At 69.9% G+C, this 25392-nt stretch carries 29 protein-coding genes; 1 reads left to right on the forward strand and 28 read right to left on the reverse strand.

The window, feature by feature from the left end:
* Positions 1-3: 3 nt before the first annotated feature.
* The 9 genes from JOF36_RS29195 to JOF36_RS29235 all read right to left on the reverse strand — a co-directional run bounded on the left by JOF36_RS29195 (position 4) and on the right by JOF36_RS29235 (position 5913).
* Entirely contained in the window at positions 4-345 is a 342-nt protein-coding gene (locus JOF36_RS29195) for a thermonuclease family protein (protein WP_210033255.1), read from the reverse strand.
* A 2-nt stretch (positions 346-347) separates the two neighbouring features.
* Entirely contained in the window at positions 348-1163 is an 816-nt protein-coding gene (locus tag JOF36_RS29200; protein ID WP_210033256.1) for a M15 family metallopeptidase, read from the reverse strand.
* A gap of 291 nt (positions 1164-1454) precedes the next feature.
* Positions 1455-1754: a hypothetical protein gene (locus JOF36_RS29205; RefSeq protein WP_245351023.1), complete on the reverse strand. Its 300-nt coding sequence runs from the start codon at positions 1752-1754 to the stop codon at positions 1455-1457.
* Between the two features lie 90 nt (positions 1755-1844).
* A complete protein-coding gene (locus JOF36_RS40395) occupies positions 1845-1976 on the reverse strand; it encodes a hypothetical protein (protein WP_281071889.1) in 132 nt (43 codons plus the stop codon).
* Positions 1977-2550: 574 nt separating this feature from the next.
* Complete coding sequence (locus tag JOF36_RS29215) at positions 2551-2988, reverse strand: hypothetical protein (protein WP_210033258.1); 438 nt, start codon at positions 2986-2988, stop codon at positions 2551-2553.
* A gap of 13 nt (positions 2989-3001) precedes the next feature.
* Positions 3002-3556 carry a class F sortase gene (locus JOF36_RS29220; RefSeq protein WP_210033259.1) on the reverse strand — a complete coding sequence of 185 codons (555 nt, stop codon included), beginning with the start codon at positions 3554-3556 and terminating at the stop codon, positions 3002-3004.
* Positions 3553-4293 carry an excalibur calcium-binding domain-containing protein gene (locus JOF36_RS29225; RefSeq protein WP_307862652.1) on the reverse strand — a complete coding sequence of 247 codons (741 nt, stop codon included), beginning with the start codon at positions 4291-4293 and terminating at the stop codon, positions 3553-3555. Before JOF36_RS29225 ends, JOF36_RS29220 begins: the two co-directional genes overlap by 4 nt.
* Before the next feature lie 11 nt (positions 4294-4304).
* On the reverse strand, positions 4305-5048 hold the full coding sequence (locus JOF36_RS29230) for a VldE C-terminal domain-containing protein (RefSeq protein WP_210033260.1): 744 nt from the start codon (positions 5046-5048) through the stop codon (positions 4305-4307).
* Positions 5049-5136: 88 nt separating this feature from the next.
* Positions 5137-5913 carry a transglycosylase family protein gene (locus tag JOF36_RS29235; protein WP_210033262.1) on the reverse strand — a complete coding sequence of 259 codons (777 nt, stop codon included), beginning with the start codon at positions 5911-5913 and terminating at the stop codon, positions 5137-5139.
* Between the two features lie 266 nt (positions 5914-6179).
* On the opposite strand from JOF36_RS29235, the gene JOF36_RS29240 reads away from it, so the two are divergent.
* Complete coding sequence (locus JOF36_RS29240; protein ID WP_210033271.1) at positions 6180-6839, forward strand: NUMOD4 domain-containing protein; 660 nt, start codon at positions 6180-6182, stop codon at positions 6837-6839.
* On the opposite strand, the gene JOF36_RS29245 is transcribed toward JOF36_RS29240, so the two are convergent.
* The 19 genes from JOF36_RS29245 to JOF36_RS29335 all read right to left on the reverse strand — a co-directional run bounded on the left by JOF36_RS29245 (position 6827) and on the right by JOF36_RS29335 (position 25343).
* Positions 6827-8104 (reverse strand): glycoside hydrolase family 16 protein, encoded by a 1278-nt coding sequence (locus JOF36_RS29245; RefSeq protein WP_210033273.1) that lies wholly within the window; start codon positions 8102-8104, stop codon positions 6827-6829. The genes JOF36_RS29240 and JOF36_RS29245 overlap by 13 nt on opposite strands.
* Positions 8105-8130: 26 nt before the next feature.
* Positions 8131-8784 (reverse strand): PIG-L deacetylase family protein, encoded by a 654-nt coding sequence (locus JOF36_RS29250; protein WP_210033275.1) that lies wholly within the window; start codon positions 8782-8784, stop codon positions 8131-8133.
* The gene (locus JOF36_RS29255) at positions 8781-9161 is read right to left on the reverse strand and encodes a hypothetical protein (RefSeq protein ID WP_210033277.1); all 381 of its coding nucleotides are present in this window, start codon (positions 9159-9161) and stop codon (positions 8781-8783) included. Before JOF36_RS29255 ends, JOF36_RS29250 begins: the two co-directional genes overlap by 4 nt.
* A gap of 14 nt (positions 9162-9175) precedes the next feature.
* Complete coding sequence (locus tag JOF36_RS29260) at positions 9176-9862, reverse strand: phage tail protein (RefSeq protein WP_210033279.1); 687 nt, start codon at positions 9860-9862, stop codon at positions 9176-9178.
* Between the two features lie 54 nt (positions 9863-9916).
* Entirely contained in the window at positions 9917-11938 is a 2022-nt protein-coding gene (locus JOF36_RS29265; RefSeq protein WP_210033281.1) for a hypothetical protein, read from the reverse strand.
* 11 nt (positions 11939-11949) lie between these two features.
* A complete protein-coding gene (locus JOF36_RS29270) occupies positions 11950-12375 on the reverse strand; it encodes a hypothetical protein (RefSeq protein ID WP_210033283.1) in 426 nt (141 codons plus the stop codon).
* Positions 12376-12377: 2 nt separating this feature from the next.
* Positions 12378-14060: a hypothetical protein gene (locus JOF36_RS29275; protein WP_210033285.1), complete on the reverse strand. Its 1683-nt coding sequence runs from the start codon at positions 14058-14060 to the stop codon at positions 12378-12380.
* Positions 14061-14063: 3 nt separating this feature from the next.
* Positions 14064-14474: a phage tail fiber protein gene (locus JOF36_RS29280; protein WP_443706276.1), complete on the reverse strand. Its 411-nt coding sequence runs from the start codon at positions 14472-14474 to the stop codon at positions 14064-14066.
* 14 nt (positions 14475-14488) lie between these two features.
* The gene (locus JOF36_RS29285) at positions 14489-19522 is read right to left on the reverse strand and encodes an aggregation-promoting factor C-terminal-like domain-containing protein (RefSeq protein WP_210033289.1); all 5034 of its coding nucleotides are present in this window, start codon (positions 19520-19522) and stop codon (positions 14489-14491) included.
* An 82-nt stretch (positions 19523-19604) separates the two neighbouring features.
* Positions 19605-20036 carry a hypothetical protein gene (locus JOF36_RS29290; RefSeq protein ID WP_210033291.1) on the reverse strand — a complete coding sequence of 144 codons (432 nt, stop codon included), beginning with the start codon at positions 20034-20036 and terminating at the stop codon, positions 19605-19607.
* Between the two features lie 10 nt (positions 20037-20046).
* Positions 20047-20550 carry a hypothetical protein gene (locus JOF36_RS29295; RefSeq protein ID WP_210033292.1) on the reverse strand — a complete coding sequence of 168 codons (504 nt, stop codon included), beginning with the start codon at positions 20548-20550 and terminating at the stop codon, positions 20047-20049.
* A 320-nt stretch (positions 20551-20870) separates the two neighbouring features.
* Positions 20871-21335 carry a hypothetical protein gene (locus JOF36_RS29300; protein WP_210033293.1) on the reverse strand — a complete coding sequence of 155 codons (465 nt, stop codon included), beginning with the start codon at positions 21333-21335 and terminating at the stop codon, positions 20871-20873.
* Between the two features lie 61 nt (positions 21336-21396).
* Positions 21397-21891: a phage tail tube protein gene (locus JOF36_RS29305; RefSeq protein ID WP_210033294.1), complete on the reverse strand. Its 495-nt coding sequence runs from the start codon at positions 21889-21891 to the stop codon at positions 21397-21399.
* Positions 21892-22192: 301 nt separating this feature from the next.
* A complete protein-coding gene (locus JOF36_RS29310; RefSeq protein ID WP_210033295.1) occupies positions 22193-22516 on the reverse strand; it encodes a hypothetical protein in 324 nt (107 codons plus the stop codon).
* A gap of 16 nt (positions 22517-22532) precedes the next feature.
* Positions 22533-22976, reverse strand: coding sequence for a hypothetical protein (locus JOF36_RS29315; RefSeq protein ID WP_210033296.1), 444 nt, complete (start codon positions 22974-22976; stop codon positions 22533-22535).
* The gene (locus tag JOF36_RS29320; protein ID WP_210033297.1) at positions 22973-23536 is read right to left on the reverse strand and encodes a head-tail connector protein; all 564 of its coding nucleotides are present in this window, start codon (positions 23534-23536) and stop codon (positions 22973-22975) included. Before JOF36_RS29320 ends, JOF36_RS29315 begins: the two co-directional genes overlap by 4 nt.
* Before the next feature lie 3 nt (positions 23537-23539).
* Positions 23540-23806, reverse strand: coding sequence for a hypothetical protein (locus JOF36_RS29325; protein WP_210033304.1), 267 nt, complete (start codon positions 23804-23806; stop codon positions 23540-23542).
* Positions 23807-23817: 11 nt separating this feature from the next.
* The gene (locus tag JOF36_RS29330; protein ID WP_210033306.1) at positions 23818-24003 is read right to left on the reverse strand and encodes a hypothetical protein; all 186 of its coding nucleotides are present in this window, start codon (positions 24001-24003) and stop codon (positions 23818-23820) included.
* A 92-nt stretch (positions 24004-24095) separates the two neighbouring features.
* A complete protein-coding gene (locus JOF36_RS29335) occupies positions 24096-25343 on the reverse strand; it encodes a phage major capsid protein (RefSeq protein WP_210033308.1) in 1248 nt (415 codons plus the stop codon).
* Positions 25344-25392 lie beyond the last annotated feature (49 nt).

The following is a 25392-nucleotide window of genomic DNA, read 5'->3' on the forward strand; positions in this document are numbered from 1 at the left end:
GGGCTACTCCTCGTGCACGACGCCATGCCCGGCGTCGACGATCATCCCGGCGAGGTCGTCCCCATCCACAGACACCGACGCAACCCAGCGGGCGAACGAACGCCCGGTGATGTGCACGTCAACCCGCTCGGCCCGATCGAGGACCGAACGCAGGAACTCGGCCGCCTCACTACCACCCGGGTCCGACAGCTCCGGGCAGTTCACCCCGGCGACCCGCAGCCACGGGAACACCGCGGTCTCACAGCCGGCATCCAGCGCGAGCCGCACCGTGTCCCCGTCGTGGTACTCGACGACGACCACGCGCCCGTCGGGGCCGCGCAACGCCGGGTAGTCCCAGGTCGGCATCGCTACTTGGCCTTGCCCTCGATCGTCACCGTGCCCCCGTTCGGGGCGTCGAGGACGATCCCCAACTGGGTGGTGCCGTTCGGGAGGTAGTCCCAGAACCGGGCGCAGATCCCCCCAGCGTTGGTGACCTTGATAGGCCAGTTCACGATGCCCCGCTTGTCGTCCTGCACGTAGACGGTGCCGGTGACAGGCCCGTTGCCGACGATCGACAGCACGGCGGTCGACAGTCCCCATGCGGCGGACGCGGTCCCGACCGGGACCGTGAGCCGGAAGTCGTTGTGGCCGACGGCGAGAAACGTCTTGTCGAGGATCACGAGGTCATCTCCCGGTGTCGCGGGGCGGGCTGGTTGTTCGGGGGTGGTGGAGCCGGACACGGCTGCCAGGGCCCGGGCGCACGCGGCTTCGGAGGCGACGGCCTCGAAGTGCATCTCGTCCTTACGGCCCGTGTAGTCGCCGCCCCACCGGATGCAGCCGCCGGCTTCGGCGAGGATCTTCCGGATCTCCCGGACCTGGGCGGCGTTGAACGTGCCCGACTTCCCGAGCGGGTGCCGGGGCGCGTGCCAGTCGATCGCCGTCCCGGACGCGTGGTTCGACAGGGAGGTGGCGCCGCGGATCGCCCGGTACGCGTAGCCCCACATGCCGTATCCGGTGCCGCCGTCTTCCACGCGGTGGTGGAGCTGTGCTGCGACCCAGAGGAGGAGGTCACCGGTGGGGCCTCGGCGCAGCCCGCCCGGGAACGTGATGCTGGTGCCGGGCACCCGCGGGTTGTGGATCAGGGAGCGGTCCCCGGCCGGGTAGCCGTTCTGCGAGCTAGCCATCACTGTTCCCCGTCGATGTCGCCGCAGCAGCCGTATTCCTGCTCGTCGGCGGGGGTGTCCGGGTCGGGCGGGTCGGGCAGTTCGGGCGCGGTCACCGCATCCTCCGTTCCCTGCGTGCCTGCCTTCGGGCACGCAGACTGTTGATCAGTGAGGCGACGACGTACGCAACCGGGCCGCGCGGATGCCGGGCCACGGTCACAGGCAGGTAGGCGCGGCAGTAGCACCTCGAGCAGTCCGCGCCAGGCCGGTAGTGCGAGTGCAAGTCCGCGGAGTGGCCGCAGCGGCAGCGGGTCACCGCGCGCCCACGTGCAGCGTCGTCGGTGCGTCGGCTGCCATCACCGCATCGACCAATGCAGCGATCAGGCCGTGTCCGCCGAGCTGCTTTCCGAACTGCTCCCACTCCAGCAGCTCGCGTGACACGAGCTCACCCACCGGCCCCGGGTAGATCGTCTTCGCCCGGAATGCTGCCGCCCGGATCCGCATCCGCTGGTGCTGCTCCAGCCGCGGCGGCGGGTTGATCAGGCTCGGGTGCAGTGGGGCTGCCGGCGCGACTGTCGCGGCCGGTTCCCACGTCGCGGGTGGTGTCGTCACTGCCCTGCCTCTCGTTGAGTGGGTCGAACAACAGCGCCCCGCACACCTCGTCGTAGATCAGGAGGCGGGGGTATCGACGGATCGGCACGGTCACCCGCTCGGCTCGGCCGGTGTCGTCTGCTGGGTGCAGGAGTAGGTGGGTGCGGTGGCGGGGCTGCCGTCGTCGCGGGTGCAGACGAACGTGCCGTCGCTGGTGGTGAACCGCTGCGTGTTCGGCGGCACCGTCTGTCCTGCCGGGCCGGGTGCCCCGGTCGGTCCCGGCGAACCCTGCGGTCCGGCTGCGCCGACTGGTCCTGTCGGGCCTTGTGGCCCGGCCGGGCCCGCCGGTCCAGTCGGGCCGGGCATCGTCGAATCCGTGCCCGGCACTCCCGGGGTACCCGGGGTGCCTGGTTCGCCCGGAGCCCCCGGTGCCCCGTCGGCGCCGTCCTGCCCCTCCGGGCCGGGCGGCCCGGTCAACGACTGCCCCGGCGGCCCGATCGGACCTGCAGGTCCCGCCGGACCCGCCGGACCTGCAGGGCCTTCCGGGCCCTGCACCCCCGGCACCGGGTCCGCCTTCGCGCGGGCCGCGTTCGGGCAGATCGGGCCGGTCAACTTCCCCGCCTTGCACTCCGCCAAGATCTGCGTCGCCAGCGAAACCGTCTGACCGGTCGCAGCGTCCCGCTCCTCACTCGCCGTCTGCGCTTCCCCACCAGCCCGGACCGCGCCGTACGCACCCACCAACACGAGCAGCACCGCGAGCCCGCCGACGAGCAGGTTCCGGATGTTCTTCCGCCGGTCCTGCTCGTCGAGGCGCTCCTCACCCGTCGCCGGGGTCGACTTGCTCCGGCTCGGGTTCATCAACTCGCGTAGCCACGGCAGGAAGGGCCGGCGATGAGAACCACGTCGTCGCAGGATCATGGGCACCCCCACTCACCTGCATGAGCGCGGCAAGCCGCTGCTCGGCGATGCTGGCCCGTACCTCGGCGCGGTGCGCCTCCTCCTGCGCGTCCCGCCGCGCCTGCCGCTCCGTGTCGACAAGCCCCTGCAGGTCATCGATCCGCTTCTCCAAACGGTCGATCTTCCCCTCGAGGCCGGCGACCTCCCGGCGGTGTTCCTCCCGCAGAGCGGCGATCGTCTCCCGATGCTGCAACCGGTCGTCGCGGTTCGCCTTGACGAGGTACATGACGAACAGGACCAGAAGGCCAGCGCCGGACGCGCCGGTGAGGACCGGGGCGAGGCTGAGGATGTCCGCCACACGGCCCCTCCGCTCACTCGACGATCGTGGCGAACACGACCCAGTTGTCGGTGTATGAGGCTGCGGCCCGGTCGAAGACACCGCCGCACGTGATCAGCCGCAGCTCCGGTCCGGGGGTGTCGCCGTACACGGCCTCCGTCGGGAACGCGTCCTTCGCGACCCGCTCCACCCGCGTCACCTCGAACGTGACCCGCGACCCGTCCGCCCGGTCGACGTGCACGAGCTCCCCACGCTCGAGCTCGTGGAGCCGCGCGAAGATCCCCGGCTGGCCGCCGCCGTTCACGTGCCCCGCGATGACCGCGGGCCCGGGCTCGCCGGGGCGGGGGCCGCGGTCAAACCACGACGGCACCTGCGGCTCCTCGACCGGCGGGACCGCCAGCGTCCCGTCATCGTTCAACCCGAGCGGGACCAGTTCACCGCGGGCGTCGATCGCCGGGACCTCCACCCGGGTCGGGCCCGCGATCGTCCCGGGCGGTGGGGCGTCATCGAACGTCGGGATCGGGACGGCCGGGGCCGCGCACCCGGCGACGAGCGCGAGCAGCCCGAGCAGCAGGGCGAGGTGCCTCACGCGGCCGGTCCGCCGCCGGTCTCGACACCACCGACCGGGACGTCACCCGAGCCGACCTGGCCGAAGTCACCGCCTCCTGTGGTGCCGTCGGTAGCGCCGTCGGTGGTGGCGGCGGGTGCGGGACCGCCGGCCGCGGGGACAAGCAGTTCGCAGGCGATCCCGTCGCCGTCGTCATCGAGCTTGTTCGGGTCGGACAGGTCCGCGTTGTACACGGCCTGCGCGTCGTCCTGCGTGATGAAGTCCTCGCAGTTCTTCTCGTCCGCGGGAGTGGCCACCAGGGGTTCGCCTGCGGGGGTGTCGCCGTCCGCGTCGGCGGGCGGAGTGGTGCCGCCGTCATCCGCGGGCGGGGTCGTGTCATCCGCGGGCGGGGCACAGTCGGTCTTCACCGCGATCGCGCCGTGCACGTAGAAGTCCTGCTCGGGCCCGGCGACTGTCGCCCACGAGACGAACCCGTCCCCGTCGTACGCGTCCTCGTCCAAGGTGAACGTCTTCGCCGCACCGTCCGCGGTGGAGTCGAACATGCCGAGCGATTCGATCTGCCCGCCAGCGTTCGGGCCGGAGTACACGGCGATCGTGTACGTCCCCGCGGCGGCAGTCGCGGTGAGGGTGGTCGCGCCGCAGGTCCCTTCGGACGCGGTCACTGCCAGCGGGGGCGGCTCCTGCGCGAACGCGGCGGCCGGGCTCACGGCGAGCATGGCGAACACCGCGGCAGCGGCGAACGAGCGGGACAGCTTCACGGGGTTCTCCCTCAGCAAGACAGGCCGGAGCCTGGAGAGTCATCGAACGAGACGTGCACGTGATCCATGTGGTTCGCCGTTGGCGACCCGCGGTCCTCCATCAGGTCCCAGCCGGATCCGTCGTTGTAGCGCTGCCGCCAGATCACATAGGTGACGCCGAGCTCTGCGCGGCGGGCGAGGACGTAGTCGGCGAGCCGGTTCCCGGTGGCGACGTCGACCATGAAGTCGAGGGCGTGCCCGGTCGGGTGGTCGCTCGTCGAGTTCCCCCGCGGTGCGCGCCCGCCGATCAGGTCGAGCGGTACGCCGAGCTGCCCGGCGATGTGGTGCCCGGCGCGGGACACGTGCGCGACGGTCCCGGCCAGCCCGTCCGGGCACTCCCCAACCGGTGTGGACCGTTTCGGCTCAACTTGTAACTCTGGGTTTCGAGTTGGGGCCGGCGCGGGCGGCGGCTTCACCGTGGTCGGCGGGTCCGGCTCCGCCTTCGCGGCCTCGTCGGCTGCGCCCTGCTTAGCCTGCGCGCGTTCCCGCTCCGCGGCCTGCTCTCGCTGTTCCTGCTCGGCGCGTTCCTGCTCGGTCGACTGCTCCGCCTGCCGCTCGTCCCGCACACGACCCGTCGCCGACAACGCTGCCGCGGCCACCGCCGCAGCCCCCGCCTCCGGAGTCGGCACCACCGGCCCCGGACGAGCCGGCGGGGTCTCCGGCGCGGGCCACGGGCGCCCCACCACCGGGACCGGGCCCGCGCTCAACGCCACCACCACCGTCAGAGTCGCGGCAGTGACCGCGGCAGCGGCGAGGACGGGACGGACCGGCCACGAGCGGCGGGCCCGGTGCCGCCCACCCATCTCAGTCGAACGCCGGGTACGACACGCGCTGCCCCAGGTTCTCCGGGTCGCAGGTGTCGTATCCGAGGCGGGCGTCGTCGCAGACGAACGTGCCGTGCCCGTTGCTGTCGCGGCGGTCGAGGTCGGCGGGCGGCCCGGCTCGGTGCTTCCCCGAGCTCACCGACGCGGCCTTGACGACGCCGGACGAGTGCTTCCCGCCGTACAGGGGGTAGGCGACGGTCTGTCCGTCCATGCCGGGGTCGCACGCCTCGAACGAGTAGGTCGACGGCCCGCACACGTAGGTGCCGGAGCCGTCCGCGGCCCGCCCGTTCGTCACGCCCTCCGGGGCGCGGTGCTTCCCGCCCTCACGGGCAGGGGTCGGCGCGGGCGCGGGGCTGGGCTTGATGTTCGCCTCGCCGGTGCGGCCCTGCCAGCAGTGCTTCGACGCGTTCCACGGGCTTGTGCCGGACTGCGCGTACAGGCGCTCGGCGCGCATGTACTGCTCGTCGACGGACGCGTCCGCAGCGGCCCCGGTGCCACCGACCGAAGCCCACGTGGAATCGAGGAACTGGAACAAGCCCGATGCGGTCGACGACGAGTTGTGGATCGTCGGGTTCCCGCCGGACTCGCAGTCGATGATCGGGCCCCACCCGCCGGGCGGGCCGGCGTGTGCCTCGGGTGCGAACGCGGCTGCAGGCGGGACGACGAGCGCCGCGGCGGCGGCGCCGATGGCCAGTGTCCGACCCGTGTGGTGGTCGACGGGCGCCCGGTGGCGACCCCGATAGAAGTACCCGGACATGGCTCAGCTCCGTTCGGTCAGAGGACCAGGACGAGAACGAGGGCGATGACGAGCAGGCAGAACACGCAGACCGTGGTCACTCCGTTGCGGAGCCAGCGGTCGACATCCATCAGCTAGGGCGCCTCCCGATCTGGAGGGCGACGCGCGCCGAGACGTGTGGCCGAACCCGACACTCATGCGAGAGAATGAGGGTTCAGACGACAGAGCCCCGGCGACCGGATTGCGGCCGGCCCCGGGGCGTGGCCACACCTTGTGGGAGGTGCGACGTGGCCGAAGATATCTCTACGCCCGAGCAGTGGCGACCGGTGGTCGGGTACGAGGGCCTGTACGAGGTCAGCGACCAGGGGCGAGTCCGCAGCCTCGGGCGCTACATCCGGCACCCGAAAACACCCAGTGGCGTCGTGTGGCGCCCCGGTCAGATGCTGCCCGGATCGCCCCATGAGCGCGGGCACCTGTACGTGCAGTTCTGCGATGGAGACGGCGGCCAGAGCTGGCGCACGATCCACCGACTCGTCCTATTCGCGTTCGTCGGGCCTCCGCCGCAGGGGAAGCCGAACGGGCTCCACTGGAACGACAAGCCCGACGACAACGCGCTGACCAACCTGTACTGGGGCAGCCATAGCGAGAACTCGCACGATGCCGTGCGCAACGGCAACCACACGCAAGCTCGCAAGGTCGCTTGCCCGCTGGATCACCTGCTGGTGGACCCGAACCTGGTGCCATCGTCGACCAGGCAGGGCGGTCGCGGCTGCCTCGCGTGCAAGATGACCCAGTCCGCCCGCACCTACGAGGCCAGGCTGATCGCCCGCGGCCGGGAGCGGACCCGCTATAACCGCGGGAAGGACGGCTTCATACGGCGCGCCGGTGAAACCTTCCACGAGGAGGCGGACCGGCGCTACCGCCACATATTGAGTCAGGGCGCATAAATGCGCACCCAGTCAATTTCGTAAGTAGCGGGGGTCATATTCCCGCCAAAGAAGTTATCCAATTGTATTGCGAGGTGCCCGGACGGCATGGCGGTGATGTCGTGGGCTCCGAAGTCGAACCACTGCTTGCCGTCGATGTAGCCGGTGAGCGACCCTGCGTCCCATTCGAGTGCGACGTTGTGCCACTCGGACAGCGGGGCACCACAGTTCGTTTCGACCGCGTGTTCCTGCCGGATCGGGGTATGCCCCGGGTAGTGGAGGAACGCCTCAGCGCACTGCTCGCCCGGGGCGCCGTTCTCCAGGAAGTCGTACTCGCCGTGCGCCGGCCACTGGTTCGACTCCGGCCAGATGATCAGCAGCGGGTGGTACTGGTTCCCGGACGGGCCGGTGTTGAACGAGCGGACGCGGGCTTCCCACCGGCCGTACTGCTGGTCGAACTGGGAGGCCATGCCGGCGGACGCGCCGTTCGCGAGGCCGGTCATGACGAGCTTGTTGCCGTCGACGGTGACCCGGTTGGGATCGCGGGTGCCGTTGCCGTCGTGGCCGGGCCCGTTGTAGACGCCCCACTTGCCGGGGTCGGGCGCACCGCTGTAGTTGAACTCGTCGGATGCGGCGAGCGGTGTGCCCCAGCCGTGGACGACGGCGGCTTCGGTGCCGTCACCGGCGGGGGGTTCGGTCGGGTCCGGTTCGTCCGTGACGGGCGGGTCCGTGGGTTCTGGCTCGACGCCGCCCGGCATGGCTGCCTCGGTGACCACCGGGTCGAGCGGGCCTGCCGCTGTGTGCGGGGTGAGCGTGAACCGGTAGGTGTCCCCGGCGCGTAGCAGGTCGAACGTGAACGTGCGGGCTTCGGCGGGGAGGTCGGTGGACCAGGCGCCGTATCCGGTGGTGTCGGTGCCGTCGCGGCCGATGTGCCAGCCGGTGATGTCGGTGCGCTCGGTGGCCCAGTCGACGCGGGCTTCGTCCTCGCCTTCGATCACGGCGGCGGTGGCGGTGATCGGTGCGGGCTCCGGTTCGGGGTCGGGTGTCGGCGTGGGGGTCGGCTCCGGTTCAGGTTCGGGTGCGGGTGGCGGGTTCGCGACGAGCCACTCCTGCCCGGCGGTGATCTTTGCCTGGCCGGCGTCGATGAGCGCGAGCCCGTCGGTGATCGCGGCCAGGGCCTCGTCCCGGTTGTCGATCTGTTCGCCGGTCCCGGCCATGGCGGTGCCACCGGCGAGCATGGCGATCGTTGCGATGGCTGCGATGAGCCATGAACGGTGGAGTCTCATGCCGCTGCCCTTCCTGTGGCGCGCCGTCATGGCACGTGCCAGTAGTTGACGGGGTCGGGTCGGCCGGCGGCGAAGAACGTTGGGACGCTGATGTGTCCGATGCCGTAGCCGTCGCCGTAGGAGTCGTAGGCGGCCTGGACGGTCGCGAGGCTGGTCGCGCGTTCCGGGCCGAGCCGGACGGCGGGGTGCGCGGCGCGGAAGGTGTCGACGAGCCACGGTTCGACGTAGTGCCGCAGGTTCGTGATCTGCCCGGCGGCGTGCAGGTTCGCGGCGGCGACCCCGGACATGACGTGGTCCGCGTGCCGGCCGGTGGCGGAGTGCGGGGAGTACGCCTTCACCCATGCGGCGGGATGGCGGTCGAGGAACCAGGCGATGCTGTCGGTGGCGGCCTGGATGGTGAGGTTCCCGTCTTCGGTGGAGTGGCGGGAGATGTGCAGATTCTCCGGCGGGACGCCGAGCGTGGCGGTGGCGCGGCGGAGTTCGTTGTCGCGGGCATCGGTGAACTTCGTGCGGGTGAGCCCGACGATGGGCCGGGCACCGGAGTTGATCCCGTTCGTGGCGAGCAGGACGTGCACGTCGTAGCCCTGCTCGATGTGGTTACGGATCGCGGAGCCCATCGCGAGGGTTTCGTCGTCCTGGTGAGGGGAGACGAACACGACGACCTGATCAGCGTTTGTCACGGCTGCTTCTCCTCCCGGGCCGGTGGCGGCCAGTCGGGTGCTCGTGACGGCTCACGGTTGCGTCGTTCCCGGCGTTCGGCGAGGCGTTGCCGGAGGGTGTCGTCGGCCGGGAGCCGTCCGATCATCGCCTGCTCGGCGGTGGGGTAGTCAGCTGCGCCTTCCTCCGCTACCAGCCAGACCCGTTCGCATCGGGTGCACGACAGGTGCGGAGCTTTGTCGGGGTCGGCGTTGGCGAGCACCAGTCGGGCGCCGCCGGTTTCGTCGAAGTGCACGGCGGTGGCGACGGAGTATTCGTGGCCGAGCCGGTCGCACTCGGCGGCGAGAACAGCTCGGCGCATCTCAGGGGTGACGGTGATGCCGCCGGGGTCGACGCTCATCTGCTCCGCCTTTCTCACGTCCAGATCAGCCAGTTGACGGCGACGGCAGGGGGCCGGGCGTCGATGGCCGCGCCCGCGCCTTGTGTGGTGTGGATATGAGTTCCGGAGTTCGACGTGTAGCCGTGATCGTGGCCACCGGAGAACGCGGTGTAGCCGGTGTGGAAGTGCGTGGGCGAGCCGACGCCGGTGGGGTGCGCCGCAGTACCAAAGCTGCCGTCAGCACGTGTCACCGAGCCGCCGATGTGGCCGCCGTGTCCACCGCCTTGGTCGGTGTTGAAGTAGTGCTGGTGGTTGTCGACGGGGCTGACGTAATGCCGGTGGTTGTCGGCCCGGTCGTGATCGTGTGCGGGCATCTGATCCATCGACAGTGTCACGCGGGACGTCCCGACCAGCGCCCCCACCGCCATATTGTCCGGACCCAACGTGCCCGCGCCGATCAGGGTGCGGCCCCGTAGGTCGGGGAGCACGAACGTCGTCGACCCGTTGCCGTTCCCGAACACCGAAGGAGCCAACCCCTGGTCCTCGATCCACTGCCACAGTCCCGGGTAGTCGGCACGGTTCAACGTCTGCCCCTGCAACAGCAGCGTGTCCGGTTTCGGCGTGGTCCGGACCGTCGGTGCGATGTCCCCCGTCGGCGAGCGGCCCGCACGTGTCAGCGCCGTCGTCCGCAGATCTTCGATCTCCCGCTTCAAACCGGCCACGACCGCAGCCAAGTCGTCATTCGCGGGACGGTCATCCGCCACAACAGCCCCCCGTCACGCGAACTCGAAACTGGCGAGCTCGCGGCCCGTGTTCGACACCTTGATCGTGCGTTTCCGCAGCCGGAACGCGCCCTGCACTCCCAGCCGCCCGGACAGCACGTACGAGATCGTGTCGCCGACGCTGTACGTCGTCGGGTCCACGTCCGGGGTGACCCGCACATCCGGACCCGGGATGATCAACGCTTCGGCGCGGGCATCCAACAGGGCCTGCGTGTGATCGTCCAGGGTGCCCTGCACCGACACACCGTCGAACGATGCCGCGACGCCGCACCGCCCGAACTGCGCCCGCACATCCAGATTCGACTTCACCGACCGGATCGACGAGTCCTGGCTAGTGCCCGTCCCGTACGCCTCCGACGCCACATCCTGCGGGGCGACGGACCCGGCCACGTCCGCGCTGGTGATGTTCGAGCCGTCGAAGATGATCGCGTCCGGGCCCGTCGACCGGTCCACACCCTTGATCGGGTAGTGCAGCTGGAGCGCCCGCGTGATCGGATCGACGTCGACGTCGAACCCGTTCTGCCGCCGGCCGAGCTCTTCGAGCCGCTTCCCGATGTTGTGCTCTTCCTTCGCCAGGTATGTGGCGTCCCGCAGTACCCCGGACTCTCCGACCTGGCTGGTGTCGATCCCGTAGTGGCCGTACTCCAGGCCCTGCCAGTGGTCGACGAGTGACTTCGCGATCGTGAACTGGTCGGTCTGGGAGAACACCAGGTCGGATTCGATCATCCAGTAGTTCGCGTAGCCGAGCAGCCCGAGCCCGTAGAGGGTCAGCGTTTCGCCCTGCTGCTGCCAGTTCATGAGCGGCCCGGCATGGACGAGCTTCGATCCGCGGTACAGGTGCAGCTCGGACGGCAGCTCGCGGGGGCGGGCGATGCGCTGGAGTGCTGCTTCGCTCAGCGTCGTTTCGGAGACGGACACATCGAGGCGGGGCGGCTTCGACAGTTCTTCCGCCCACGACAGGCCCGACCACACGATCGAGTCGATTTCCAGGAAGGTCGGGGGGCCAGACGCGGCGGGGATGCGGGCGACCATGACGAGGTCGTAGGTGACGCCGCGGCGGACGACACCCTTCTGCCCGGCAAGGTTCACTGTGGTCCGCAGCCACGGGTACCCGAACGCCTCGGCCGTGCCGATCCCGTCCGGGGCGACCGTCGCCGGCCCCGGGACCGCGGTCGGGAGGCCGAACGCCTCCGCCGAGATGATGCCAACTGGCCGGACCTTGACGTGGTCGATGACCAGTGTGCCGAACGCCTCCGCCGACGCGATGCTGGTGACGTTGAGGAAACTGGTCCCGAGCAGCGTCGGTGTGCCGAACGCCTCCGCCGACGCGATGCTGGTCGGCGTGACTGTCTGGGATCCCTCGCGGATCGCCAGTGACACCCCCCGCGGCGGGTGCGCGGTCGTGCCGCCCGAGTAGGTGGCGGTGCGGGTCCCCGTCGACCCCGACGAGCGATCTTCGGTGCAGGTGGACGGGTGCAGCCACACCCCGCCGGCGTCGACCCGTTCGGTCATCCCCGACGGGGTACTGAGTGACACCGACGACTCGGTGTAGTGGATCGCGGCGAACCAACACAGCAGCACACCCGCCGACGGCAGACTGATCGACGGGGCGGTCACGGACGAGCTGTTGCTGCCGGCGTCGTTCTTCGCCGGGGTGACGAGGATCGGGTCGGTGGTGGACGCGCCGGTGAACGCGAGGATGTGGACGATGAACTGGTCGAGGTCTGCGAACCCGTTGGAGGTGAACGTGTAGCTGGACGCCTCGCTCGATCCAGCCGCCCGCCACATCACCGCGACCGGCCCATAGCTCGACGAGCCGGCGAAGAACCCGGCGACAGTCCACCCGGACGCGCTGAAGCTGGTGGTGCTGGCGGAGGTTTGGGACCGCGCTACGAACGCGACGAGCAGGTCGCCTGCCTGCACCCCAGTAGGTCGGGGGCAGGAGACAGTCGAGCCTTCGACGTCGCCGTTGGTGTTCGGGACGGCGGAGGAGCTGCTGCGGAACCCGATGGCCACCGCTCAGCCCCTTACAGCTTGAAGATCTTGTTCGGCCCCGAGTCGAAGACGACGTCGATGTTCCCGCCGTTCGGGGTGATCGGCAGGTTCGCGGCGTCGTCGATGAACGCGATCAACCGCTGAGACGACGCGGCCAGATCGGCGCCGCCAGAGGTCGCCGACGCCTGGTAGATGATCAGGGCGGTGATGGGGTCGCCGGCCGCCACAGTCGGGAACGTGACATCGGAGGCGTCAGCAACACCACTGGCGGCGAGCTTCCCCGACAGGGTTTGGGTCGCGACGAGAGATCCTCCGGCGCCGGTCACCTCTGACACGAACTTGTGCGCCGCAGAGAACGTGTAACCCCGCAACAGCGAGATCTTGTGTGTCGGTGTGGCGTTCCACTGGATGGAGCCGTCGAGGAAGCCCTCACGGCCCGGATCGAACAACGCACTCATGATCAGCCGCTCCAGGTGTCGAAGAAATCAAGCGTGCACGTCACCGGCACATCCACCGGCGTCGTCCGCAGATACAGCAGATTCACCCCGGCGTCCGCGTCCGGCGCCGGAGACAGATAGAACGTGTCCCGCGGCAACTGCCAGCCGCCGTACCGGGACTGGCCATCCAAAGTCACCGGCGACACCGGCGCCGCCGTCGCACGCGCCGACATGTCCCCCACCAACTCCGAACCCGGCGGGAACGCCATCTGCACATCGAACGTCACCGCCGCCGAAACGTTGACGAGCTGGATCCGGGTCAGCGGCGTACCGGTCTGCGGGATCGCCACCCGGATCACCGGATAGGCGCGGGCGTTCCCCGCGTTCGTCGCCCCCACCACCAGCACCGTCTCCCCCTCGTCCGGGGTGACAGGAACCTCGACCCGCTTCTGGATCGCCGAGTAGTGACGAGGATCCGCCGCCCGAAACACGATCGGCTGCTCCGGCCGGAACACCTGCTCGTCCTCGTCAGCGCGAGGGATCTCCGTGGCACGGCACCACACCGACCGCAGCGGCCCACCCGGCTTCCGGAACACGAGCTCGTCGTCGGCGTCCCGCTGCACCGGCACCGCCCGGTACAGCTCCTCCCGCAACTCCTCGATCCGTGCCGGGCCCGTCCCGGGCGCCGCGCCGGCCCCATCCCAGTTGACCTTCACGATGAACTGGCGGGCGCTCTGCAGATCCACGCCACGCGACGCGCCATCGGTCCGCGGCAGATCGTCATCGGAGGTGCGGACCTGTCGGCCGTTCAGCCCGTCGATCTGCTGGATGCGGTACGGCGTCGACGTCCCGATCAGCAGCCCGTTCCAGCCGCCGAGCCGGATCTGTCCCTCGAACGGGCCGATCCGTGCCCGCGGCGTCGGGACGGCGCCGAGCACGCCACGGTTCACGGTCGCCTTCAGCGGGCCGAACGATGTGAGCGACGCCCGCCCGCCGACCTCCAACACAGACCGGTTCGTGGTGGCGGTGAACCGGGCGGGGCCCGCCGTCCCCGGCCGGAACGTCATCAGGAACGTGATCCAGCGGCGCTGCGTCGACAACCTTGCCGACAGCCGCGGACCGCTCGTCCCGGACTCCGTGCCGATGTGGTAGGTCGCCCGGCCCCGTTCCCAGTCCTGCTGACGGCCCGACGGCACCACCGCTTCGGTGAGCTTCGTCAACCCGCCGCCGAACCCGCCCTGCGTCGCCGAGTGATACTGCGACGCGACGATCCCCAGGACAAACTCCCCCGGCACCGCGAGCGTGCTGGTCGGCCCCACGCTCGGGGTCCGGCTGTCCCCCGCCGCAGCGACGAATTTGTCCAACGCGCCCAGCTGCTTCACACCGCTGATCTCGAACAGCCGCAGGTCCATGCCGCGGTATGCGTCCGCCCACGCCGTCAGCGACGTCACCGACGGCGCGTTCTCCCGATACCAGACGGCGAGCTTCAGATCCCGCACCCCGTCATAGCGGCGGATCAGGGTGAACGACTTATCGGAGAAGTAGGTGCCGACATCCAACCCGCCGGTCATCAGCAGGCAGGCGACCACCAGGCGGCCCGGCGCGGTCGGGCGCGTGAACGCGGCCCGGACCTTCGCCGACCCCTGGTCGCCCTTCCCGAGCTTCGGCGTCTGCGCCGACGCCATCTGCTCGATCTGGACAGTCACCGGTCACACACCGAACTGCATCTGCAGTTGCCCGACGTCGAACTCCACTGGGCTGTTCCCCGACTGCGCCGTGATCGGCGAGTCCAGCTTGTTGAAGTACTCGGGTGTCCCACCGGACGACGCCGTGAAGATGCCGTACGCGCGGATCTCGCCCCAGTTCCCCGTCGGATTCGGGTAGGTGATCTTCGCGCCGTTCGACTTCAGCGTGACCCCGGACCCCGTCGACGACGCCGGCCAGTTCGTGACGTTGTTCGTCACCGCGACCCGCGCATACGAGCCGCCGATCGGCTCGACGAAGTTCGTGCCGTCATCAGACGGGTCACTCGTCGAAAGACCCACGTACCAGGTCCCTGGGCTGCTGCTGCCGAACTGGTTATCGGCGATCGCCCGAGCGCGGGCAGGTGAGAGTCCCAAGACAGTCGCCTTCCTTAGAGTCGCATCTGGAGGGCCACGGCCCGACCGGTCTCGGTCGTGTCCTCGTTCCGGGCGTACACGTTCACCGCGCGGGCCTCCCGGATCACCCGCTGCAAGGTCGCCACCTCGGCCGACACGCGGGCGAGCGCCGCCAACGTCTCCGGGTTATCGACCTTCACCGTGAGAGACGGGCCGATCACGCCGCGGCCACCTGCCGCTCCCCCGGCTAGGGCCAGGAACCGCTGCCCCGCACCGGACGTGAGCACGTCGGTCAACCGCTCGTGCTGGCGTGTCTGCCGCGGGTCCAGCACCCGCTCCGGGCTGATCGTGTCCTTCCACATCAACCCGCGGCCGGACGCGATACCGCCCCGGTCGTAGTGGTTGTTCGCCTCCCAGAACCGCTTCGCCGCGGTCGGGGAGCCGTACCGGCCTCGGATGTAGTTGAGGCCCCACTGCGCCTGCCCGCTCGCGGTCGGCTCCACCGGCCCGTGGATCGACGTCATCTTCTGGAACAGGCCCCGCGCCGACGACGTGGGGTTGGCCGCGTTCGGGTCCCACCCGGATTCGTGGTGGATGATCCAGGACAGGGCGTCCCATTCGGGGCCGGAACCCCATCCGAAACTGTTCGCGATCGCACGAACCTGGTCGACGACGGGGCCACCGACCGCGATACCCGCCGAGTCCGCCCCACCACCACCGCCAAGCGCATCCGCAGCGGCAACGATCTTGTCCATCAGCCAGACGCCGCCACCGGCACCGGACCTGTTCGCGAGACCCTCGGCGTGGTTGTCGCGGATCGGCAGCAGGATCCGGTACAGCGGATCCAGCCACGCCCGGGCCATCGCCCCGAAGCTCAGACCGCCCGAACCGGCCCCGCCGCCAGAGGCGAACACACCGCCCGCTTCGGGGAGGTGCGCCCGGATCCCGAACTGGCCGGAGTCGGCGCCAGCAGCGCCCGCCCCGTACTTCACCATCGACGGCGACCCGCCCGACTCGACGTTGACCCCGGCTAGGGTGCCCGCCATGTGCCCCGGGTTGCCCTTGAACGAGCCGACCGAGTACGCCGACCCGAGCCCGTTGACGAACCCGGGCCACGGGAAGTCATGCGTCGACCCGATCCGAGCCGGCGACTGGTTCCGCAGAACCCGCGTGATCATCCCCTGGTAGCCCGAGCAGTCCGTCCCAGCCGTGGTCGTGCCACCCCAGATGTAGGGGCGCCCGTGCATCGACCTCGCGAACGCGATCGCCCCACCCAGATCCCGCTTGATCGGAGTGAGCATCGACGAGCGGAACTGCGTGCGGTAGCCGGGCATCCCCCGCCGGGGCTTCCCGACGGCCCGCTTGGCGCGCTCGTCGTCCTCCGCCAACGCCTCGAGGAACTTGTCCCGGCCCCCGAACACGTTCGCGGCCTGCACCGCCTCCGCCTGCCCGTCCTTCAGCGCGGACAGGAACGGCATGTGAGCCCGGACCGTGGACTCCGGCAGCACCGGTCCGCCCGCGGCGAGGTGCGTCGCACCGCCGCCGCGGCGCGGGACGATGTCGACCGGGTTCTGGGACGCGTTGTTGATCGCCGCCATCCCGGCCGGGCCGATCGCCGACGTCGACTCACGCCGAACGACGTACTCGCCGCCGTCCAGGCGGTAGTGCTGCGCACCGGCCACCGCGGGGAGCTGGTCGCGGCCCGGCCGGTGACGGCCCGGCAGCAGCCCGCCCGTCGCGGCGTTAACGCCGCCGCCAGCGGCGAGCCCGATGGGGCCGCCGTCGCGGCGGGCGATCGGCCCGCCTTCCTGGCGGGGGATCTCGGCGATGCCCAGGTTGATGTCGAAGCCGAGCAGCCCGGCGACGCGGTTGATGGCCCCAGCAAAAGCGTTGATCTTTCGGATGACCCAGTTGATGCCGTCGATGAAGACGCCCTTGACGCTCTCCCACACGCGGCCGGCGATGTCGGTGATGCCCGACCACACCCGGTCGAAGATCCCGACGATGTTGTTCCACGTGTCCGTGAAGAACGTCGTGAACGCCGCGAACGCCGCCGTGAAGAACGCGACGATCGCGTCCCAGATCGCGACGGCCGTGTCCCGCAACGCGTTCCACACCGCCGTGAAGATCGCCGCGATGGCGTCCCACACGACCTGGAAGAACTCAGTCCACGCAGCGAACGCCGTCGTGAAGAACGCGACGATCGCATTCCAGATCGTCATCGCCGTCGTCTGGATGGCAGTCCAGACCGTCGTGAAGATCAGCGAGACGGCGTTCCACACGGCTGTGAAGAACGCCTGGAACGCTGTGAACGCCGCAATGAAGAACGTCGAGATCGCCGTCCAGACGGTGATCGCGATGTTCTGGATCGCCGTCCAGATGGTCCCGAAGAACGTCGAGACCGCCGTCCAGACGGTGACGAAGAACGCCTGGAACGCCGCGAACGCCGTCGTGAAGAACGACGAGATCAAGTTCCAGATCGTGATCGCCGTGTTCCGGATCGCGTCCCACGCGCCCTGCCAGTCCCCCTGGAGCAGCGCCGAGAACGTCTGGAAGATGCCGCGGAGCACCGCCCACACGACACCGACCATCGTCACGACCGCGTTGAACACGACCGTGGCGACCATCTGGAGCGCGCCCCAGAAGATGTTCCAGGCGCCCGTGATGAACGCGATCCCGACCTGGAAGACGCCCTGCAGCACCGCCCACACGGTCTGCACGACGCCCTGCACCGCGGCGAACGCGATCGACGCGATCCCCGTCAACGCCGTCCAGAACACGTTCCAGACGCTGGTCAGGACCGCGACCGCGACCTGGAAGATCCCTTGGATGACCGCCCAGCCGATCTGCACCGTCGCCTGGATCGACGCCCACACCACATCCACGGCGAGCCGCAGACCCGCCCAGAACACGTTCCACACGCCGGTCAGGACCGCGACGGCGACACCGAAGATGCCCTGGATGACCGCCCAAGCGACCGACACGACAGCCTGGATCGCAGCCCACGTGATCTCCACGGCGAGCCGCAGCCCCGGCCAGAAGTGATTCCACAGCGCGGTGATCACCGCGACGGCGACCTGGAACACCGACTGCAGAACCGCCCAGCCGACCGAGACGGCCGCCTGGATCGCCGCCCACACCACCGCCACGACCGCCGAGAGGCCCGACCAGAACCCGTCCCAGTACGGGGCGAGGAACGCGACCGCCGCCGTGAACACGGCCTGCACGAGCGCCCACCCGAACTGCACGGCAGCCTGGATCGCAGCCCACACGACCGCCACGACAGCCTGAAGGCCGCTCCAGAACGTGTTCCAGTACGGCGCGATGAACCCCATGACCGCGGTGAATGCGCCCTGGATGACGTTCCACGCGTTCACGATGAAATCCCGGACCGCGCCGAACACGGTCATCGCGACCGCCTGGATCGCGGTCCACGCCGCGGTCACGACCGCCCGGAACGTCTCCGAGTGCTGCCACGCCAGGACCAGCGCGGCGACGAGAGCGGCGATCGCGACGACCACCCACGTGATCGGGTTCGCCAGCAGCGCCGAGTTCATCAGCCACTGCGCGGCGGCGAGCGCCCGGCCCGCCGCAGCACCGGCCAGCTTCGCGGCAGTGTGCCGTGCCTCCGCTGCCGCCTGCGCCTGCGTCAGCACCAGGTTCGTTCCCAGCGCCAGCCGGTACCCCACTGACGCAGCCGTCGCCAACCCGGTCGCGATCCGGTAGGCGGTCATCGCCGCCGTGGTCGTCACCATCGCGACCCGGAACAGCCCGAACAGGACCAGCGCCGGCCCGAGGACCGGGGCGAGGAACCGGATCGTGTCGAGCAGCGGCACCAGGCCGGTCGCGACCAGCCCGAAGATCACGTTCGAGAGCGGGAACGCCTCGATCAACAGCGCGGCGAACGCCTGCCCCGCCGCGGAGATCGCCGGCCACAGCTGGACAAGCTTCTCCCACAGCAGCCCGACCACTGTGCGGACGGTCACGAAGAACTCGGTCAGCGCGGCCGCGCCCTCCGGCGTCTTCAGGGCGGCCGCCATCTGCCCGGTGACCCGCACCAGCATCGACAGGAACGACTCCCCCGACGCCGCGGCAGCCCCGAACACCGACCCGAGGATCGAGCCGACGTTGCCGGTCAACTGCCCGAGCTCGCGGAGCGTGTTGATGCCGTTCTGGATCCAGACGGCCAACTGGCCGGTCTCCCGCGCCGTGTGCACCAACGTCTGGAACCGCTGGGTCGCGTTCACCGCCCCGGTCGCGAGACCGGGCAGGAACGTCGACCCGACCACGGCGATGTCGCGGAACGCGCCCATCAGGTTGTTCACGACCGGCGCGAGGTTCGTGATCGCCGTGTTGATGTTCGTGAACAGGTAGGGGACGTCCGCCAATGTCTGCGGCGCCATCGCGAACGCCGCGAAATTCTGCGCGAACCGGTTCAGCGCGGTCGCGGTCCCACCGAGCCCGGCCGTCAGCATCGGCAGGTAGGTGCCGGCGAGCTCCCGGATCGACGCGGCGACCCCGGCGAACAGGTTCTCCTGCACGACCTGCTGCATCGCTGTCCACGCCGGGACGAGCGCCCGGATCGTGGTCGCCGCCTCACGGGCAGCAGGGCTGAGCTTGGCGATGGCCTCGGCGAACTTCTCCGAGTCGCCGAGGTTGGACAGCGCATCGCCGAAGCCGCTCATACCGACCTTCAGCGCCGCCATCGCGACTCCGCCCGCCGTCGCTGCGGCGGGGAGCAGCCACAGCGCACCAGTGGCCGTCACCGCCGACGCACCGAGCGACGCGATCGCCGGAGTCGCCGCCACGATCGCGCCCGGCAGCGCCAGAGTGGACAGCGCCCGGCCGAGCGCCGCGACACGGATCGTCGCCGAACCGAACGACTTGTCCAGCGTCTGGATCTTCGCCTGTGCGCGGGTCGTGTCAGCGTCGACCGTGACGGAGACCCGCTTGCGGTCGAGCTCGTCCAGGCGCTGCGCCAGCCGGTCGACCTGCACAGCCATCTTCACGAAGGTCTGTGAGGCCCTGTCGACCGCGGTCACGCTGTAGCCGAGCGACTTGTCCGCCACGAAGAGACACCCCCTTCGCGGATCCAGGGGCGTCTACGTGACGGGACAAACTAGGGCGGGGCCGACAGGCCCCAGAGGTGCGCTACTTCGCGGCGGCGCGGCGAGCAGGCGGACGCTTCGCCGCCGGAGCCGTCGCGGTGGTACGCGACGTCTTCCGGGCAGCGCGGCGCGCCTCCCGGTTCTGCCGCGCCTTATCCATCTCCGACGCGGCCAGCGCGTCCACGTCGACCTCGCCGCGTTCCACCGCGTCCAGGTCGACGCCGTTCACCTCGGCCATCGCCTCCAGCAGGTCCTGGATGTTGAGGCTGTCCAGGTCCGACCACTCGACATCCGACCCGGCGCGGCGCTTCGCGAGGAACACGAGCGCGACGAGCGCGTTCACCTTCCCCCGCTGCAACCCCTGCTGCCACTCGGCGAACGTCATGTCGGCGTGCTGCTCCACCAGGCGCAGCTCTTGGGCGTTCACCGAGTCCATGTCGAACTCGTAGGTTTCGCCGTCGTGCTCGATCTTCAACGTGTCTCCTTCAGGAAGTCAGTTCACGCTCGACGTCGGCCATCACCCTCAGCACCTCACGCTGAAAAGTGGGCGCCCGCCGGCGCATCGTCACGAAGAACCAGGCGCTGCCGGACTGCTCCGTCCACACGTCGCGGTTCCCGAACACCGGGTGCCGCCACCGCCGATAGGACCGGATCGTGCCGTCGAGGTAGCGGGGCAGGCTGTGCCCGTGCGGGCCCAGCTTCTTTGCGTCGACGATCGTCCGGATCCCGCGCTGGGTCGCCTTCGTGCGGACCGCCCGCGCCGTCCGCGCCCGCAGACTGGTGGACCGGTCCGGGTGCGCCGTACCGCCCCGATCCGACGTCACCCGCACCCGCATCACCGCGGCCTTCAGGTCCCGCTCCGCGGGCTTGCCAGCGGAACGGACGCCGGCCCGCAGCTTCCGCTGTAGATCCTTCTGCCCGCGGAGCTTCTTCGACAGGTCCCGGAACTGCTCGCCGCCCTGGATCCCCAACTGCACCGACGCGGCCACCGGTCACCTCCGCAGCGTGATCCCGACCCCGCGGCCGTCCCGCTTCTCGTCGATCGACGCCTGCGCCGTCTTCACCTTCTCGCAGCCCACGCACCGCACCTTCACCGCGCGATACGCGTCCCGAGACCCGCCTTGCTTCTCGTCCCACTCGGAACGTCGGGTTCCGCACTCCCCGCAGCGTTCCCGCTCCCGCAGAACCCGCCACAGAGCCTTGTCACGATCCGACTGCGACCACCGACGCGGCCCGCCATGGAAGTGGGAATGCGAGATCCCGTACTTCTCGCACACCTCGAGCTCGAGCTCGAGCAGCGGGACCGCGTCTAGCCTTTTCCCAGGTTCGGGTCCGGGCTCCGATCGTTGATGTCCAGGGCGGTCTGCAGCAGGTAGCGCAGCTCCCCCGACGACACCGGGCCCTTCGACGTGAGTTCCGCCCACTCCTGCTCGGACAGCGGTGCGTCGTCCGGGTCCTCCGGGTGCACGCACGCCCCCAACAGGGCGGGCGCGAACGTGGCCGGGTTCCAGGCGGCGTCGCCGCCCCTTTCCTTCGCCTTCGCCTTGTCCTCGTCAGTCGGCGGGTGCGCCGCGACCAGAGCATCCATCTCATCCGGCGGCAACGCCCGCACCACGAGGCGTTCGTAGAACGGCGCCAACGCCGCCCGCGCCGCCTCGACCCTGCGTTCCAGGCCGCCGCGGTCGGCGAGGTTCCGCAGCTTCGCGTCCGCCAACGTGGCGTCGGCGTCGGCGAACTCCCGCAGCGCCGCATCGGACTCGGGACCGAAGTCCATCCGAAGCGGCACCGTCACCCGCGGGAGCTGCCGCGCCGCGAACCTGTCCTTCAGCCCCACGTCAGACCGTGGCCGGGATCGTCACCGACTCGGCCGGCTCCCGCGACACGGAGAACTGCACCAGCCGGCGGGCGTTCTCATCCTCCACCGAACGCTGCGCCGAGTTGCTGCGCACCCGCACCGGGAACACGTCCGCGAGGTTCCCCGACACATCCCCGCCGTCGCACCACATGATGTAACCCTCGGTGCCACGCGGCAGAAGGGTCCGCACATCGTTACCGGTCTTGTCCGCGTGGAACGTCAGGGAGCAGTCCTCGGCGTTCGTCCGGCCCGGGATCTTCCCCGTGAACAGCGACCCCATGTCCGGGGTCTCAATCTCCCCGCCCTCCACGACCCACCCATCGAGGGCGGCGATCTCGTTCGACAGGTCCGTTCCCGCGTCCATCTCCACGCGCGTCGGCACCATGTTCGACGCGGCGATCGTCGGCAGGTAGTAGCACTTCGACGTACCAACATCGAAGTACCGGTTCGAGGCATTGATCGCCGGAGTGGCCATCAGTCAGCGCTCCCGTCCCGGGTCGGCCGCGCCGCCCCGCTCGTCGTCTTCTGGGTGTCCGCCTTCGGGGCGGGCGTCGGGGCGGGCGGCGGAGCCGCCTGCGGGCGCTCAGCGACCGGCACCCAGCCAGACCGCCGGTGATGCGGCACAGCCGGTGCCGGCACCTCGATCTCTCCGTCCACCTGGTCGTGGACCATCCGGACCTTGTCCATGGCTCCTCCGGGCATGCGAGAACCCCCAGGCCGGGCGGCTCTGGGGGTTGATGAGGGGTTGCTGTCTGAAGTTGTCGAGCGACGCGCGATTAGGCGCGGAGCACCGCCACCGTCACCGACGTAGTGGCTAGGAAGTTGACCGTCGCCAAACCTGAATCGGTGCGATCCGCGTACATGTCCGGGACCGCGATGAACCGGTCACCCGACGCAGGAACCGACACCTGCCGGTCCGCGACGGCCAGCCCATCCACCGTCTGCGGGGTGACGAGCTCGACCGTCACCGACGACGCCGACCCGTTCTTCACGTGCAGGAAAGTGCCGTCCCCCGGCACCACTTTGTCCGACGCCGTCACCGGCGAATAGGTGGCGCCCAGGCCGCCAGTGCCGATGTTCTGCGTGGCGAGTGTCGCCATCGTCGATCCCCTCGTGTCAGTTGTTGAACGCGTCGATCCGGATCTGGAACTCGACGGACGCGCCGCAGCCCTTCGCGTCACGCCCCGGCGTGTACACGGCGCTCATCACTCGTGCCCGCGTGACTGTCCCCGCCACCGTCGGGTCCGCACGCAACACGTCCTGCACCGCCGCCATCGCCGCGAACGCCTGCGCACGACGCGGCGACAGGGCGGCGTCACCCGTCCACGACACCGCCATGCACGTCACGTCCGCCCGCTCACGCCGCGCACCCAATCCCGCGTCTGCCTTCTCCGTCTCCACCGACAAGTCATCGGTGGAGATCCCGACGGCGAGGACATCCGGGCGTGACGTGTTCTCCAAAGCGGGCCCATCCACGACAAGCCACCCCGTCAACGCCGGGGCGGCCTGCAGCAGCGGGACGAGCGCATCCAGGAACCCGGGGATCGCCGACGCGGTCACACGACCACCGACCGGTACGGAGCCATCAGGTCACGCGCCCGATACGGCACAGCGAACCCCGACCCCGACGACGAAGCGACGAAGTCGTCCGTCCCGAACCCTGCCTGCCCACCGAACGTCACGGCCCGCTGCGTCTCCCACAGGTGCGCCACGATCACGCAGCACGCCAGCGTCAACGCCGGAGGCACCGTGTCTACCGTGACCGCACGACCCGCCGTGTAGGCGATGTCGTACGGGCCACCAGCGAGCCGGCCACCCGTCGCGTACCGCACAACCCCGGTATCCGGTGTCACGCGGAACTCGGCCACGTCGAGGACGTCACCGCCGTACGAGGGGGTGACGGACACGAGCGACACGACGGGCCCTCGGTCGAGGACGATCCGCCGGCCGTACCGCTCGTAGTCGGTGAACTCGCGGATGATGACGGGCCCTACGTGGTGCTCGACCATCGCCGACGCCGCGGAGATGTGCACGGCCAGTTCCGCAGCGTCTGCCCCGGTACTGGTCATGTTCAGGTGGGCCGCAGCGACGTCCAGGGTGATCACATCAGCCGCGGCCACGGGCTACTGCCTCCGCCGCCGGGCCGGCCCCGACTCCGTGGACAGCCCCTTATCGGACGCCTGCTTCTCGCTGTCGTCGTCGGCGCGTTCCTCGGCCGGTGCCTTGTCGACAGCGGTCTCCGCCGGCTTGGTGACCGCGACGGGTTCCGCCAGCCCGGCGGCGCACAGGTCGGCGCCTTCCCCGTCGGGGAGGTCGATTTCCTCCCCGATGCCCGGCCACAGCTGCCCGCCGCGGGTCCCGGACACCGACACCTTCATGCGCACACGCATCGTCGTCTCCCTCAGTCGTTCGCGATCTTCCCGGCTGCGCGGAGCGCCGCCAGGATCGCGTTCACCTTCGCGACCAGGTCATTGACGATGGCCTGCTCGGCAGCAGTGAACGTCGCGCCCGCAGATCCCGATACGTCGGTGATCGCAGCCGCCCACACCCACTGATTCCTGTCCTCGTCAAACACCAGCTCTGCCATGTTCGGGCCCCTTCCTCGGCCGTCACGCGACGGCGCCCCATCCCCCTACACACACGTGCGAAGGGGGATGGGGTGCCGCGGACTACTACCGATCAGGTGGCGGCGCCCTGGAACACCTTCACCGCGCCGGTGAGGTCCACCAGCGCGGCGTCCGCGCGCAGCAGCGCACGGAAGGTGACCAGGTCCGTGTTGAACGCGTAGTCGTCGGACCGCTCGAAACGGACACCGCCGGCGAGCCGCACGAAGTACTGCGACATGTCACCGAACACCAGCGACTTCCCGCCCACCGCCACCTCGGCGACGTTCGGGTCGGTGAGGATCGGCTTCCCGATCAGCGTGTCCGGAGTACCGGCCACCAGCGACGGCTGGAAGTAGTACTGGCCGTTACCGTCCTTCAGCTTCCGGATCTCCGCGATCGACGAGTCCCGTGCGATGAACTTGCACGACGGCGACGCCCGGTACGGGGCGATCACCGAGTAGAACAGGTCGATCAGGTTGTCCGAGTTGAACTTGCCCGCCACGGTTGTCGCGCCGGTGATACCGACGGTGGCGTCGGTGACCAGACCGCGAGGCTGACCGGTGCCGGTCCCGGTGATGGCGTGCGCACCGAACGCGTTCCCGAGTGCCCGTCCGGTCTGGGAGGCCAGGTAGCCCTCCAGGTCCACACCGGAGTCGTCGATCAGTTCCCGGGAGACCTGAGTGAGGGTGCCGTACTTGTAGGCGCCCAGGCTGATCTGCCCGAACGTCGGGTCAGACGGCGTGATGTTGGCACCCTCGGTGACGATCCCCGCCGTCGAGTGGCCGGTCGTCTTCGGGACCTGGATCGTCTCCCCCGACGCCGTGTTCAGCATCGTCGCCCCGGCCTGCATGACCGCCGAGGTCTCGATCAGGTGCGCGACGAGCCGGTCGTAGAACGACGTCGGCACCGTGTTGCCGCCCTCGGCCGCCGTGCCCGTGTTCAGGAAGGCACGGAAGTTGACCGGGCCATCCGGGACGACATCGAAGAACCGAGGGCCGTCACCGCGCAGGAACCGCCGGAGCTCGGACTCCTGCTGCCCCCCGACGGGCTGCTCGCGCTCACGGCGGCCACCCCGCTGCTCCTGCGGCTTGCCCTCCAGCTTCGCGAACGCGTCCTCGGTGTCCTTCGCCCGCTGCTCACCGTCGATCACGTTCTTGATGCGCTTGTCCAGCGCGTCCAGCTCCGAGTTCAGCCCCTGCCACTGGGACTCCTCGTCGCCGGAGAACTGGCGGTTCTCCTCCGCCGCACGATCCGCCAGCTCCTTCGCCTGCTCCCAGACGTTGGCCCGGCGCTCACGCAGCCTCTTCAGCACCTCAGACATGAGGCGTCTCCTTCATCTCTCGCGGGGGGGTTGTGTGCTGCGCGAGGTG

This window comes from Pseudonocardia parietis, from assembly GCF_017876315.1.
Lineage (GTDB): Bacteria > Actinomycetota > Actinomycetes > Mycobacteriales > Pseudonocardiaceae > Pseudonocardia > Pseudonocardia parietis.

What these genes read in the sequence shown, in the direction of transcription:
- JOF36_RS29195 (WP_210033255.1), bottom strand. Translation starts at nt 345, where the DNA reads ATGCCGACCTGGGACTACCCGGCGTTGCGCGGCCCCGACGGGCGCGTG.
- JOF36_RS29200 (WP_210033256.1), bottom strand. Translation starts at nt 1,163, where the DNA reads ATGGCTAGCTCGCAGAACGGCTACCCGGCCGGGGACCGCTCCCTGATC.
- JOF36_RS29235 (WP_210033262.1), bottom strand. Translation starts at nt 5,913, where the DNA reads ATGTCCGGGTACTTCTATCGGGGTCGCCACCGGGCGCCCGTCGACCAC.
- JOF36_RS29245 (WP_210033273.1), bottom strand. Translation starts at nt 8,104, where the DNA reads ATGAGACTCCACCGTTCATGGCTCATCGCAGCCATCGCAACGATCGCC.
- JOF36_RS29255 (WP_210033277.1), bottom strand. Translation starts at nt 9,161, where the DNA reads ATGAGCGTCGACCCCGGCGGCATCACCGTCACCCCTGAGATGCGCCGA.
- JOF36_RS29270 (WP_210033283.1), bottom strand. Translation starts at nt 12,375, where the DNA reads ATGAGTGCGTTGTTCGATCCGGGCCGTGAGGGCTTCCTCGACGGCTCC.
- JOF36_RS29300 (WP_210033293.1), bottom strand. Translation starts at nt 21,335, where the DNA reads ATGGACTTCGGTCCCGAGTCCGATGCGGCGCTGCGGGAGTTCGCCGAC.
- JOF36_RS29305 (WP_210033294.1), bottom strand. Translation starts at nt 21,891, where the DNA reads ATGGCCACTCCGGCGATCAATGCCTCGAACCGGTACTTCGATGTTGGT.
- JOF36_RS29310 (WP_210033295.1), bottom strand. Translation starts at nt 22,516, where the DNA reads ATGGCGACACTCGCCACGCAGAACATCGGCACTGGCGGCCTGGGCGCC.
- JOF36_RS29325 (WP_210033304.1), bottom strand. Translation starts at nt 23,806, where the DNA reads ATGCGTGTGCGCATGAAGGTGTCGGTGTCCGGGACCCGCGGCGGGCAG.
- JOF36_RS29330 (WP_210033306.1), bottom strand. Translation starts at nt 24,003, where the DNA reads ATGGCAGAGCTGGTGTTTGACGAGGACAGGAATCAGTGGGTGTGGGCG.
- JOF36_RS29335 (WP_210033308.1), bottom strand. Translation starts at nt 25,343, where the DNA reads ATGTCTGAGGTGCTGAAGAGGCTGCGTGAGCGCCGGGCCAACGTCTGG.